Here is a 14,379-nt window from a genome sequence, read left to right on the forward strand (position 1 = left end):
GATGGAAACGATACGATCGCAGAGAGGCAGAGCTACGGTACAGCTGATCAATTAAAGCTGACCGATATCAATTCAAATGAGGTCACGCTGGTGCGAGATGGTAACAGTCTAAAAATCCTGATCTCGGAAAGTGCCCCCGGAGTTGGGGACGGCGGCTCAATAATAATAAAGGATACACTCGACGGTTACTTTAATCGGGGTGTTGAGCAAATCGTATTTGCCGATAATGTATCTTGGAATAGACTTCAGATCCTTGATAGGCTCAGTGCAAAAAAAGAAATAGCAAGTTCTACTAAAGTTAGCCCGCTAGCAAGTAGTCAAGGAGTCTATGATAATCAGGTAAACGGTTTAATTGACGCCATGGCTGCATTCGGTGTGCCGGCTGGATCCGAAGTCAGTATGACCCAATCTAAGAGAGAGGCCCCCGATGTCGTAATAGCGGCCAACTGGCAGTAAGAAGTCAGCGCCGTAGCTTGCATTTCGATGTTAGTTACGGCTTTTTGGATTTTCTATTTCGACGAATCGTCAATAGACCTTCCGCTCGCAAAGAGCGCTTTTCGCACGATTTGGTACGGTAATTTGTGATCTGTTCGGCGTTTGGCACCTTGTTCTGCTAGCGGTACCAAGTAGAATTCCGCGAAGCCATGGCGCTTCGCCATCCCACATGCACGGATGCACAGATGCTGAACGATTCAGCTGCCCCCGGGCCAGCCCCTGAGCTGGATACAGGTCTTGCCTGCCTGGTTATGTTGGCGCGTTTTCATAACGTTGCCGCTTCCCCTGAACAACTCACCCACGAATACGCCGAAGATGGTCGACTGTTTGGTCGCCCTGAAATCCTGCTGGCTGCGAAAAAGCTTGGGCTCAAAGCCAAGTCCGCACGTAGCTCGCTTTCGCGACTGACGCAGACGCCGCTGCCTGCCATCGCCGTCGATACCGATGGCCGCTTTTTCATCATCGCCCGGATGGATGAAGGCAAGGCGCTGATCCATGATCCCCGCGCGCAGCGCCCCGAAGTGCTCATCCAGGAAGACCTCGAGGCTCGCTGGACGGGCGAATTGCTGCTGATCCGCTCCGAAGCCTCGATGGCGGGTGAGCTATCGCGCTTCGATTTCACCTGGTTCATTCCCGCGATCGTCAAATACCGCAAGCTGCTGGGGGAGGTGCTGCTCGTCTCCTTCGTGCTGCAGATCTTCGCGTTGCTGACGCCGCTGTTCTTTCAGGTCGTCATGGACAAGGTGCTGGTTCACCGTGGCTTGACCACCCTGGACGTGATTGCCATTGGCCTGCTCGGCATCATGATTTTCGAGACGTTGCTGTCAGGTCTACGAAGCTATGTGTTCGCCCACACGGCCAGCCGAATCGATGTGGAGCTCGGGTCACGGTTGTTTCGCCATCTGGTCACCTTGCCGCTGTCTTACTTCCAGGCGCGCCGGGTGGGTGACTCTGTTGCCCGTGTTCGCGAGCTAGAGAACATCCGCAGCTTCCTGACCGGCAACGCGATCACGCTGGTGCTGGATGTACTGTTCTCGGTGGTGTTTATCGCCGTGATGTTCATGTACAGCGGCTGGCTGACTCTGGTCGTGATCCTGTCGTTGCCGCTGTACTTCATCGTATCGCTGCTGATTACACCCGTGTTGCGTGCGCGGTTGAACGAGAGCTTCACTCGCGGGGCAGAAAATCAGGCGTTTCTGGTGGAAACCGTCAACGGTATCGACACCCTCAAGTCCATGGCGGTCGAGCCGCAGATCAACCGCAAATGGGATAACCAACTTGCCGGCTACGTGGCAGCAAGCTTCAAGACCCAGAACCTGTCTAACCTGGCCAACGAAAGCGTTGGGCTGATTGGCAAGCTGGTGACGGTCGCGACTCTGTGGCTCGGCGCCCGACTGGTGATTGATGGGCAATTGAGCGTCGGCCAACTGATCGCTTTCAACATGCTGGCCGGGCGGGTGTCGCAGCCGATCATGCGCCTCGCTCAACTGTGGACGAACTTCCAGCAAACCGGCGTCTCGGTGCAGCGCCTTGGCGACATTCTCAACACACGGACAGAAATGTCCCAGTCCTCGCGTAGTGCGTTGCCTCCCCTTAAAGGCGACATCGAATTCGACCAGGTGCAGTTTCGCTACCGGCCGGATGGATCCGAGGTGTTGCGTGGAGTCAGCTTGAGGATCCAGGCCGGTGAAGTGATCGGCGTCGTGGGCCGATCTGGCTCAGGTAAAAGCACACTGACACGTCTCTTGCAGCGGCTGTACACCCCCGAGCGGGGCCGTGTGCTGGTCGACGGCATGGATCTCGCGTTGGCAGATGTATCGTCTCTGCGCAGGCAGATTGGCGTGGTGCTGCAGGACAATATGCTGTTCGCCCGCAGCATTCGGGAAAACATCGCCCTGACTGATCCTGGTGCGCCGATCGAGGTCGTGATGCAGGCCGCCAAGATGGCGGGGGCCCATGACTTCATCCTCGAGCTACCGGAGGGCTACGACACCGTCGTCGGTGAGCATGGCGCATCGCTTTCGGGTGGTCAAAGGCAGCGTGTGGCCATCGCCCGGGCCCTGATCGGAAACCCACGCATCCTGATTTTCGACGAGGCCACCAGTGCCCTCGATTACGAATCCGAGCGGGTCATCCAGCAAAACATGCAGGCCATCTGCAAGGGACGGACGGTGATCATCATTGCTCACCGGCTTTCTGCTGTGCGCGATGCCAACCGCATCGTTGTCATGGATCGTGGCCAGATCGTGGAGCAGGGCAGTCACTCGGAGTTGCTGACCCACCAGGCGGGGCACTACTCACGTCTGCATCGGTTGCAGCAGGGGGATGTGGCATGAGCAGTTGTCTAGCGTCGTGCTTGCTGCCGTTGGCAAAGGAGCAATGCCATGGGCGCTAAGCGTGAGTTACTCAATCGTTACCGCAGTGCCTGGCGACACTCATGGCGCAATCGCAAGACGATGGATGCGCCGCCTCGGCTAAGTCACGAGGTTCAGTTTCTGCCCGCTGCTCTGGCGTTGCAGGAAAAGCCCGTACACCCTGCACCGCGGTATATCCAGTGGACGATTATGACTTTCGCGGCGCTCGCGTTGGTCTGGGCTTGTGTCGGCGAGATCGACGTCGTGGCCACTGCGACCGGCAAGATCGTGCCTAGCGGTAAGACCAAGGTGATCCAGCCCAATGAGGTAGCCGTGGTCAAGGCCATCCATGTGCATGATGGCCAGCAGGTGAAGGCGGGTGAGCTGCTCGTTGAACTCGATAGCCAAATCACTGCTGCGGATGTCGAGCGACTCCACAGTGAGCTACTCGCCGCCCAGGTCGATAGCGCCCGCGCTCGGCTGCTTCTGCAGGCAATAAAGGATAAGACCGAGCCAGCATCTGTTTCCGATTTTATTCCGAACGCCACTCCCGCGCAGCAAGAAAGTCTGCAGCGATGGGTGCAAGGTCAGTATCTCGAACTGCGTGCAGCCCTCGACCAAAGTGACGCCCAGATTGAGCAACGCGAGGCTGAAATACGCTCCCTTCGAGCCTCTATCACCGCACTCAGCAAAACGCTCCCTATCTCCCGTGAGCTCGCAGCCGACTACCGTGGCCTGCTCGACAAGCAATTTGTTGCCAAGCACGCCTACCTGGAGAAAGAGCAGATTCTCTTGGATCAGGAGCGTGAGCTGACCCAGCAAAAAGCACGAATCAGCGAACTGGAAGCTGCTTTGAAAGCTGCGCAGCAGCAACGAACCGGAGTCTTGGCTCAAACGCGCAGAGCGATGCTCGATCTGCAGAATGATGCGGAGGTTCGTGCTGCAAGCCTCACTCAAGAACTGAGAAAGGCAGAGCAACGTAACCGGCTCACACAGCTCACGGCACCTGTAGACGGGACTGTCCAGCAACTGGCGATTCATACCCAGGGTGGCGTTGTCACTCAGGCCCAGCGGCTGATGGTGATTGTTCCAAGTGATCAGCCAGTAGAAGTAGAAGCGATGCTGGAGAACAAGGACGTCGGCTTCGTACGCCCTGGCCAGGCCGTAGAAGTGAAGGTTGAGACGTTTAACTTCACAAAATACGGTGTGGTCGATGGGACTGTAGTTAGCGTATCCAGTGATGCGATTGAAGATGAGAAGCTCGGTTTAATTTACAGCGCACGGATACAGCTGAAGAAAAATACAATCCAGATAGGGGGTAAAAATATATCGCTATCACCGGGTATGGCTGTGCGGGCGGAGGTCAAAACCGAAAAAAGGGCGGTGATCGAATACTTCCTTAGTCCCCTGCAGCAACATCTGAATGAAGGTCTATCTGAACGCTGATATTAATCAATGGTGAACTTATGAGAAGTAAACTACTTGCATTAGATTTTTTTTCAATACTGCTGCTCGGTGCGAGTTCTGCCCATGCTGATGATCTTTCAGCTATACGGGCTGCTGCGGGTAACGGAGATTGCTACGTTACTCATGAAGGGCGAAGAGAACCGACCATTGCGTTGACTGCATCAGCTTATGACCTTCCAGACTCCGACAGGCAAGAAGTCCAAGCGCTGATATCTGCATTCGTGGAACACGGCTGTTCAGTTGACCAGCCCGACAGTGCAGGGATGTCACCGATCAATGTTTCAGTGCTTACAGCTGAGCCGGAACTCTTGCGCTTCCTACTAAAGGTTGGCGCAAACCCGTCTAAACGGATTAGCGGTTCCCGTCCGTGGGCGAATGGGAAAAACAGCGTTGAGTTTGCCCAGTCACTAAACAAGATTAAGCCCAGCGCGCAACGAGCAGAAGTACTGGAAATACTTCACTCGAACTAAATTTTTTATATCTTTGAATGGAGGCAATGATGGGTACCATCAAGCGTGCGGTGGATGCTGGAAAAGAAGCGATAGAGGGCGGTAGTCAGCCTTACACTAATGAGAATCCAGGCAACGCTGCCGATGTAATCGACGATCTGGCAGATGTTTTGCCAGGCGGTAGCCTGCTGCCTGACGGGTTTTGGGACAAGGTAGTCGACGATACCCGTAAGTTAGGTACTCATGATGACTTAGAGAGACTTGAGCGCGAGATGATGGGAGACCCTGAGTCGCTACCGACCCCGGATACGCCTCCTGAAAATGAGACTCCGCCTCCGCCGCCGCCTCCCGCGCCGCCGGAGCCTCCTCGCGATCCGCTTTCCATCGATATTGACCGCAACGGCTCAATTTCAACGCTACACAAGGATCACGGCGTTCACTTTGACCCTAGATAACAGCGGATTCGCTGAAAGTACCAGTTGGGTTGCTCCTAGTGATGGCTTGCTAGTGCTCGATCGTAACGATAATGGGAAGATCGATGGTGGTGCCGAGTTATTCGGCACTGAGACGAAATTGACTGATGGCTCGTTCGCCTCCAACGGTTTCGAAGCTCTTGCGGATCTCGACGAAAATAAGGACGGTATGCTCTCTGCGGCCGACGAAGTTTTCTCGGAACTGCGGGTCTGGATCGACGGCAACAGCGATGGCATTTCCACTGAAGCGGAGCTGCACACCCTGACCTCGCTCGGGATTGAGTCAATTTCTACCCAGTATCAGGTGGCACCTAAGCTCGATGCCAATGGCGTAGAACACCGCGAGTTTGGTGAGGTTACTTACGCGGATCAGTCGAAGGGGCTAGCTAATACCCTTTGGTTTAATTCTGACCGCACCGATACTGTTCCTATTGAAATTCACACCGGAGAAGGTATCCCACTGCCAGCTGACATCCTGGCTTTGCCTAATGCCGTAGGCTATGGGAATACGTATTCATTGCACCAAGCGATGTCGCTTGATGCTTCTGGACAATTGAAAAGCCTCGTAGATGCATTCAATCAGGAAACAAACCCGTCCTCTCGAAAGGCTCTCGTTGGACAGATTTTGTATCTGTGGGCAGGCCAGGCGGATACGCCGCCCAATAGCCGTGGCTCTGAAATTGACGCTCGCCAACTTGGAGTTTTGGAGTCGTTCTGGGGCTTCCCGGCGCTTCAGGAAAACCCCTCCGGTCTCTACGCGCAAAACTTGCGCACAGTCTATGAGCAACTGGAGCAGTCCATTTACTCACAGTTGATGACGTCGAGCAAAGCGCGTGGCGATTTCTCGCTAGTTTCGTCTACGATTCAAGACAATACCCGAATCTTTGACTTCACCTACCTAGCTTCGAAGTATGCCCTTCGTATCAGTCAGGGGGATGCAACGGTTATCGCTGACCTCAATGATGCCATCGACATTGCGACCGGCCTAAATCCGTACGATCCTTCTGCCAGAACCCAGTTCCTAGCAGCCCTAGAGATAAGTGCAACTCACCTCAGCGCTTCTGACCGACACACTCTCTATCAGGTGATTCGGGTCGGTGACGATACCATCCTTGGCACCGGCGGTTCTGATGTCATTCGAGGGTATTCCGGTAACGACGTGATAAAGGCGGGCGCCGGTAACGATCTTATCCACGGCAACGAAGGCGACGATACCCTTTATGGCGGTGCCGGTGATGATTTCCTACTTGGTAATCAAGGAAATAACACGTTGTATGGCGAGGACGGAGATGACAATCTATTCGGCGGTGAGGGGCGAGATAATCTCTATGGCGGCCGCGGAAACGACGTACTAATTGCTGGTAGTGGCGCGAACTCTCTCTATGGAGAGGATGGAGACGATACTCTGTTCGCTGGAGATGGCGCGAGTGTGCTGTCAGGTGGTACTGGTAACGATTTCTATATTTTCGCTGCCGGCAACGGCAATACCATTATCAATAACTGGGATAACCAAGTTGGTAATGTAGACAAGCTAATCATTGAAGATTATGCGTTAGCGGATTTGGCCATCACCCGCTTCAATGATGACCTCATTGTCACGGTGAAAGAAACCGGGCGGACATTGACCGTCCAGAGTTATTTCCAGAACGATGCGGAAGGTGGATACGCGCTTGATTACATTGGCTTGGAAAAAGACGGAACAATCCTTGATATCGCTACCATCAAGGCGTTAGTGCAAGTAGCGTCTGAAAGCGCCGATCGTCTTTATGGCTATTCTGGTTCTGACACACTATCAGGGCAGGGTGGTAACGACCTGATCTTTGGCGGCGCAGGTAATGACATACTTTCCGGTGACGCAGGCGATGACCAGATTACTGGTGGGGCCGGCACCGACGTCTACCGTTTTGAACTCGGTTGGGGCCAGGACGTCATTAACAATTACGACACCGGCACTGAGAAAACTGATGCCATCGTATTCGGACAGGGAATCGTCAAGGCCGATATCGCCATTACCCGTAGCGGCTCCGACCTGATTCTCAGTTATAGGGGCACCGCGGACAAGATCACTGTTCGGAATTACTTCGATAGCGATGGTGCTAGTGCCTATAAACTCGAAGAAATCCGATTCGCCGATGGCTCGCAGTGGACTATCACGCAGGTCAAAGAGTTGGCTATCCTAGGTACAACCGGCAATGACACGCTGACGGGGTACGCAACGGACGACTCTATTTCTAGCGGCGCCGGTAATGATCGCATTGACACACTTGGCGGCAACGACACTCTCGACGGCGGCGTAGGTAATGACACGCTCAATGGGGGGTTAGGTTCGGACGTTTACCGTTTTGAGCTCGGCTGGGGCCAGGACATCATTAACAATTATGACACTGGCATTGAGAAGACCGATGCCATTGTGTTCGGACAAGGCATCGCCAAGGCCGATATCGCCATCACCCGTAGCGGCTCCGACCTGATTCTCAGTTACAAGGGCACCGCGGACAAGATCACTGTACGGAATTACTTCGATAACGATGGTGCCAGTGCCTATAAACTCGAGGAAATCCGATTCGCCGATGGCTCGCAGTGGTCGATCACACAGGTCAAAGAGTTGGCGATCCTAGGTACAACCGGCAACGACACGCTGACGGGGTACGCAACTGACGATTCGATTTCTAGCGGCGCCGGTAATGATCGTATTGACGCACTTGGCGGCAACGACACTATCGACGGCGGCGAAGGCAACGATACGCTTAATGGCGGTGCTGGCGATGACGTACTTATCGGCGGGGCTGGCAATGACACGCTCAATGGCGGTTCAGGTTCGGACGTCTACCGGTTCGAGCGTAGCTGGGGACAGGACATCCTCGACAACTACGATTCCTCCGAGACAAAGATCGACGCGATCGAGTTTGGTAGTGGCATCACTAGTGGCGACATCTTAATTACCCGCAACAACTCTGATCTAATCCTCACCCTTGCGGGCTCTAGCAACAGCATCACAGTTCGCAGCTATTTCAATCAGGACGGCGCCAGCTCTTCGCGGCTAGAGGAAATACGCTTCGAGGACGGTACCATCTGGACTGTAGATACAGTTAAATCCCTGGCCGTCCAAGGCACTTCAGGGAACGACAATCTGCGTGGCTATGCTTCCAACGACACGATCGCAGCTGGCGGCGGTGACGACTGGATTTATGGCGAGGCTGGCAATGATTCTCTGATTGGGAACGAGGGTAACGACCAAATCTACGGCGGTGCTGGCGACGACGTTCTGGATGGTGGCGAAGGTAGTGACTATTTAGTTGGTGGTGCTGGCTCCGATCTATATAAGTTTGCTCCCGGCTGGGGCCAGGACACCCTAGAGAACTACGACACAGATGCTGCAAAACTAGATGCCATTGTCTTCTCGGAAGGTATTGCACCGACGGACATCACTGTTACCCGGAGCAGCGACAATTTGGTGCTGTCTTTGGCAGACAGCGCCGATCGCATTACCGTTCTCAATTTCTTCCAAGCCGATGGTCAGAGCAACTACCGGATTGAACAAGTTCGCTTTTCCGACGGCACGGCTTGGAGCATTGCTCAGGTCAAGGCGATGGCTATCACCGGCACCAACGCAAGTGATCACCTGCGTGGCTATGCAAGCGACGACGTCATCTTGGCTCAGGCGGGCGACGATACTGTTTACGGCGCAGCAGGTAACGACGTAATAGATGGCGGCCAAGGAAATGACTTGCTGTATGGCGAGGTCGGCAACGACATTCTGTCCGGTAACGAAGGCGACGACAAACTCTGGGGCGGTGAGGGGAACGACGTACTAGCAGGCGGCACTGGCGACGATTTGCTCAGTGGGGGGAGCGGAGCCAACACCTATGTCTTCCGTGCCGGCGATGGCCAGGACAGGATCAACGATGATTATACTTCTGGTCTAACGCTAAAACTGCCAGATACGGCCGAGAGGGAGGTAATCTTCAGGAAGGTCGGCAGCGACCTGCAGATCAGCTTTATCGGTAATTCCGATCAACTGACGCTGGAGGGTTTCTACCAAGGGGAAATGCCACGCACGACCATCGACTTGCATCTGGACGGCAATCTGCCTGCTCTTTTGGGAGCAGCTCAGCTGTACCAGCTCACCCTCAAAGGTACGAATCTCGCGGACATCATATATGCCTATGCTTCCGATGATGTAGTGCTCGGGCTGGACGGCAATGATTTCATTGATGCCGGAGCAGGCGACGACGAGATTTACGGTGGCTCGGGTGATGACACGCTGCTCGGTGGCGCTGGCAACGACATTATCAATGGTGGTGTCGGCAGCGATCGCCTTGAGGGTGGTGATGGCGACGACATTTACACCTTTATCGGTGGCAGTGGCAATGATGTGGTAGTGGACAGCGCTGGTGCTGACACTCTCCATTTTGATGACGCGCTGGCGACCGACTTGCTGCTACGCCGCGATGATTTTGATTTAGTGATCACTCGGGCGGCCACCGGCGACGAACTGCGGATCCTTGGCCAGTTTTCCGATCAGGCGGGAATGTCGGGAGCAACTGCGGTAGAGGCCATCATCTTCTCCGACGGTCTGCGTTGGGATTACACCCAGATCAAACAGATGGCTATTGCCGGAACAGAGGCTTCGGACACGATCTTCGGTCATGCCGACGACGATCTGATACATGCCGGAGCTGCCGACGACACCGTTCATGGCCAGAATGGTAACGACACAATCTACGGGCAGGACGGCGACGATATTCTCAACGGCGGTGAGGGTAACGACCGGTTATTCGGTGATGCTGGCGACGATACCCTGAATGGCGACTGGGGCGATGACGAGCTCCACGGTGGTGACGGCAACGACACCCTCCATGGCGGCGGCGGTTATGACCAACTCCATGGTGATTCCGGTGATGACCATCTTTATGGCGATGGGGTGCTCGATGGCGGTTCCGGGAATGACTATCTGGAAGGCAGCGGCCTGCTAGCTGGCGGCGAGGGTAACGACACCATCAAGGGCCAAGGCTTCGACACCCTGCAAGGCGGTGCTGGTGATGACCTAATTCAGGCATACAGCAATGCCTGGAATCAGGGCAGCAATATCATCGAAGGCGGCACGGGTAACGACACCATCTACGGCTCGTTCGGTGAGGACACCTACATATTCAATCTGGGCGATGGCCATGACCTGCTGATTGAGCGTCGTGCCAATGAGGCCTACAGCAACATTGAGCCGACTGCCGATACTTTGAGCTTCGGGGACGGTATTTCGGCCAGCGATCTGAGTTTCCACCGCCGTGGTCTGGACATGGTTATCGAGCATGCCAACGGCACTGACTCGATCACGGTACAGAACTGGTTTAAGGAGCCCAATGATCACTTCAAACTGGAGTATTTCGTTTTCGCCGATGGTAGCGAACTGAGTCAGGCTGAAGTCGAAGGCCAGGTGATCTGGCACGGCACCGCTACTGCGGATAGCTTTATCGGTTATCGCGACCTCAACGACACCATGCGGCTCGGCGCCGGTGACGACCAAGCATGGGGCCGCGCTGGCGACGACGCGATGCATGGTGAAAACGGCAACGACTACTTGGATGGCGAGGCTGGTAACGACACCATCTTTGGCGGCGCCGGAAACGATCAACTAATGGGCGGTGCAGGTGATGATTTGTTGGCCGGAGGTGTTGGAGACGATAAGTACGTTTACTTCCCTGGCGGCGGTTCAGACACGATCGACAATACCGGTGGTGGCAATGATGGTGTGTTCTTCAGCGGTGGTATCGACGAGGCGCGCCTAACGTTCAAACGTGACGGCAATGATCTCCTGATCCTTGTGGATGAGGACGCTGAGCAGTCAGTACGAGTGCTAGGTCATTTCTTGGGTGGCGACAAAGCCATCAGCTATGTGCAGCCTGATGGCGGCTTCATGATCAATGCCGCTCGCATTGCGCAGATCGTGGCAGCCGCAAACATCCCGGGTGGCTTCGAAACTCTGGTCGAGGGTACTGCCACGGGCGAGCAACTCGCTGGCGGACAAGGTAAAGATTTACTCCGCGGTCTGGCTGGCAATGACACCTTATTTGGCATGGGTGGTGATGACCAGCTCGAAGGCGGCGATGGCAACGACTACCTTTCCGGTGGCAACGGATCGCAGAGTGGTTCGGGTAGCGACATACTGATTGGCGGTAATGGCAACGACGTGCTCGATGGAGAGGATGGCAATGACCGGCTCGCCGGTGGCGCTGGCGACGATCAGTACTACTACCGTGCTGGTGGCGGTGTCGATGTCATCGACAACAGCGGCGGTGGTTTCGACGGTGCATTTTTCATCGGTATCGCGCGAACTCGATTGAGTTTCCATCGTGAGGGTAACGATCTGCTGGTTCTGGTGGACGGCGATATTCAGCAGCAGTTGAAAGTTACCGATCACTTCCTCGGTGGCGATTTCGCCATTGATTACATTCAGCCCGATGGTGGTAACTACATCACCACCGCCCAGATTGCTGGTCTGCTAACAGCTCTGCCCGGCGGTGGCACCGGCGAGCCGGGCGATGGTGAAGGCCCTGGTAATGGTGAAGAACCAGGTGACAGCGGTACCAATCCAGGCGGCGGCGATCAGCCTCCGGTTGCAGGCGTTGGTGGTGATGATGTCCTCACCGGAACTGCTGCCAATGATGTGCTGATTGGTGGTGCTGGTAAGGACACCCTCAATGGCGGGGCGGGTAACGACCGGCTGCTCGGTGGTGTTGGTGACGACACCTATATCTACACAGCTGGCCAGGATGTACTTGAAGAACTCGGCGGCATCGACACTCTGCGCTTCGCCAATGGAATTACCTTTAACCAGGTAGCTTCTGGCCTGGGTAAGTCGGGTAACGACCTCGTCCTGAAGGTAAATGGCAGCTCCACCAACCAAGTGACCCTAAAAGACTTCTTCCTGGGTGGTGATAACTTGGTTGAAACCATCAGCTTCGATACAGGCGGGCAGTTGACTGCGGCGCAGATCTTCGGAGCTTTTGGCCTTGCTGTACCTGCAGCGTCTGCGGCTCCGTTTGACAGTGTAGTGCGGGGTACCAGTGGCAACGATACAGGGCTGAGTGGCACTGCTCAGCGCGACCTTGTACAGGGGTTCAATGGCAATGACGCACTAACAGGTGGAGCGGGCAATGATCGCCTGGAGGGTGGCAACGGCAACGACACGCTCAACGGCGGTGCTGGTAATGATGCCCTGGTCGGCGGTCGGGGCGATGACACTTATGTGTTCGCCGCAGGCGGTGGCCAGGACGTCATCGACAACATCGGTGGTGGCTTCGACACCTTGCGTTTCGATGGCATCACATTCAACCAAGTCTCCAGCGGGCTGATGAAAAGCGGCAACGATCTGGTGCTGAAGGTCAGCGGCGGTAGCGATCAAGTCACCCTGAAAAACTGGTTCTTGGGTGGCGACCATGTGGTCGACGTAATCAGCTTCGCTTCGGGCGGTCAGCTGACTGCTGCCCAGCTGTTCGGTGCTTTCGGTCTGACGAATCCGGACACCAAGGGTTCGCCTAACTATCAAGGTGTTCCTGACGAGCGTTCCTTCGGCACCATCCTGGCAGGACAGGCTGGTGATCAAAACATCATTGGCTCGTCCGATGCTGACTTGATCGATGGCGGCGCTGGCAACGATAAGCTGCGTGGTGGCAAGGGTAATGATTACCTGCTCGGTGGTGATGGAAGTGATGCCTACTACTTTGCTGCCGGAGATGGCCAGGATGTGATCAATAACCTCTCCAATACCCCAGCTGACAGCGATGTACTGAGTATCGAAGGCATCACTCGGGATAATCTCTGGCTGTCGCGCCAGGGTAATAACTTGGTAGTCGATGTGCGCGGCTCTGGGGACAGTGTCACCGTGCAGGACTGGTATGCAGATTCAGCCCAGCGTCTGGATGTCATTCAGGCCGGTAGCTCTTCTTTGTATGCGAATCAGGTCGATAACCTCGTTAACGCAATGGCGGCTTTTGGAGCGCCTGCTGGAGGCGAAATCAATCTGACTCAAGCGCAGAAAGAACAGCTCAATGTCGTCATTGCCGCAAACTGGCAGTAGAGCTGAGTAAAAAGAAAACCCGGCGATTAGCCGGGTTTTTTCATTCAGTGAAAATTTCTTCTCGTTACACCCAGGCCGGCCGGCAAAATACTCCGCCCCTGAATTGGCTGGCGATCGCTCTGTAGACGCCATCCCGACCTTCATCCGCTACAGCTTTGGCTGCGCCGAGGCTAATCTGTCACGCTCGACCAGTCCCCCTCAGATGATGACATCAGTGTCGGTAGGTTCTCGAACCGCCAAGCTGATTGATGCCTCAAGACGGGTATCGCAGGTGCGCTGTGACCTAGAGCCCCAAGTCGTTCCGAAACTTAATTTCAGAGAGGCGGGGAGTGAGATTGTCGTCCGGCACACGCCTGAGGATCTCGCACGCGATCGCAAACCTAATGTCTTTCAATGCCCGCAAATGCTCACGATTGAACAAGCGAAAGTCACGCAAAAGTGGACGTTTACCTTGTTCGATGTCGGCCAAGATGTGGCCCGCGACAAAGCTTTGTAGAACGGGCAGTGCGAATAATTTCAACGCACATGCCCAGATCAGCCGTTCCTCTTCGCGAGTCAGTCGCCTACTAATTTCCGTCTGCAAATCTGTTCGAGCGGCGATCCATCCATATGTTTGGGGGGCCACGCGTCTACGGCACTTTACCATGGCTAAGACATCAGCCACTGGATTTCAGGGCTGCGTCGGGCAAGTCGTAATTGAGAAATCCCGGCAATATGTATATAGTCATTTGCGCGGGAGGCGTGCCGTTGTGCTGATCAGCCGCGCGTCGTGGGAGTTGCCACGCATCAATATATGGCTAATTCGCGATGCGAAAACAGCCTGAAGAAAAAGCATGAAAATTTTGATTTATTCCGACCTTCATCTGGAGTTCGGCGTTGGTTTCGAACCACCCAATTGTGATGCCGACATAGCTGTGCTGGCCGGCGACATTGGAAAGGGCATCCGTGCAACGGAGTGGGCTAACCAATCCTGAATCGCCCCTAGTTTCGTAGACACCTCCAAGCCTCATAATGAGGCCCACTAGGAGGTGCCATGAGCAACCAGCGTTACCCCGAAGAATTCA

7 protein-coding genes are annotated in these 14,379 nt (G+C 55.0%); all 7 read left to right on the plus strand.

What is annotated here, in order from left to right; translation table 11 throughout:
* Positions 1–456 (plus strand): calcium-binding protein (locus BLR94_RS26695; protein ID WP_279615894.1); only part of this gene is annotated, 456 nt, incomplete at its 5' end.
* A gap of 224 nt (positions 457–680) precedes the next feature.
* Positions 681–2,831 (plus strand): type I secretion system permease/ATPase, encoded by a 2,151-nt coding sequence (locus BLR94_RS26700; protein ID WP_084308966.1) that lies wholly within the window; start codon positions 681–683, stop codon positions 2,829–2,831.
* A gap of 48 nt (positions 2,832–2,879) precedes the next feature.
* The gene (locus tag BLR94_RS26705; protein ID WP_084308965.1) at positions 2,880–4,295 is read left to right on the plus strand and encodes an HlyD family type I secretion periplasmic adaptor subunit; all 1,416 of its coding nucleotides are present in this window, start codon (positions 2,880–2,882) and stop codon (positions 4,293–4,295) included.
* A 20-nt stretch (positions 4,296–4,315) separates the two neighbouring features.
* Positions 4,316–4,786, plus strand: a complete 471-nt coding sequence (locus BLR94_RS27415) for a hypothetical protein (RefSeq protein WP_139207528.1) — start codon at positions 4,316–4,318, stop codon at positions 4,784–4,786.
* Between the two features lie 29 nt (positions 4,787–4,815).
* Entirely contained in the window at positions 4,816–5,220 is a 405-nt protein-coding gene (locus tag BLR94_RS28125; RefSeq protein ID WP_167359818.1) for a hypothetical protein, read from the plus strand.
* 52 nt (positions 5,221–5,272) lie between these two features.
* On the plus strand, positions 5,273–13,315 hold the full coding sequence (locus BLR94_RS28130; RefSeq protein ID WP_167359819.1) for a calcium-binding protein: 8,043 nt from the start codon (positions 5,273–5,275) through the stop codon (positions 13,313–13,315).
* A gap of 833 nt (positions 13,316–14,148) precedes the next feature.
* On the plus strand, positions 14,149–14,289 hold the full coding sequence (locus tag BLR94_RS27425) for a metallophosphoesterase family protein (RefSeq protein ID WP_341845543.1): 141 nt from the start codon (positions 14,149–14,151) through the stop codon (positions 14,287–14,289).
* Positions 14,290–14,379: the final 90 nt, after the last annotated feature.

It is taken from the genome of Phytopseudomonas flavescens, from assembly GCF_900100535.1.
GTDB lineage: Bacteria > Pseudomonadota > Gammaproteobacteria > Pseudomonadales > Pseudomonadaceae > Aquipseudomonas > Aquipseudomonas flavescens.

Coding starts and splice junctions, on each gene's coding strand:
- BLR94_RS26700 (WP_084308966.1), top strand. CDS start 681: ATGCTGAACGATTCAGCTGCCCCCGGGCCAGCCCCTGAGCTGGATACA.
- BLR94_RS28125 (WP_167359818.1), top strand. CDS start 4,816: ATGGGTACCATCAAGCGTGCGGTGGATGCTGGAAAAGAAGCGATAGAG.
- BLR94_RS26705 (WP_084308965.1), top strand. CDS start 2,880: ATGGGCGCTAAGCGTGAGTTACTCAATCGTTACCGCAGTGCCTGGCGA.
- BLR94_RS27415 (WP_139207528.1), top strand. CDS start 4,316: ATGAGAAGTAAACTACTTGCATTAGATTTTTTTTCAATACTGCTGCTC.
- BLR94_RS27425 (WP_341845543.1), top strand. CDS start 14,149: ATGAAAATTTTGATTTATTCCGACCTTCATCTGGAGTTCGGCGTTGGT.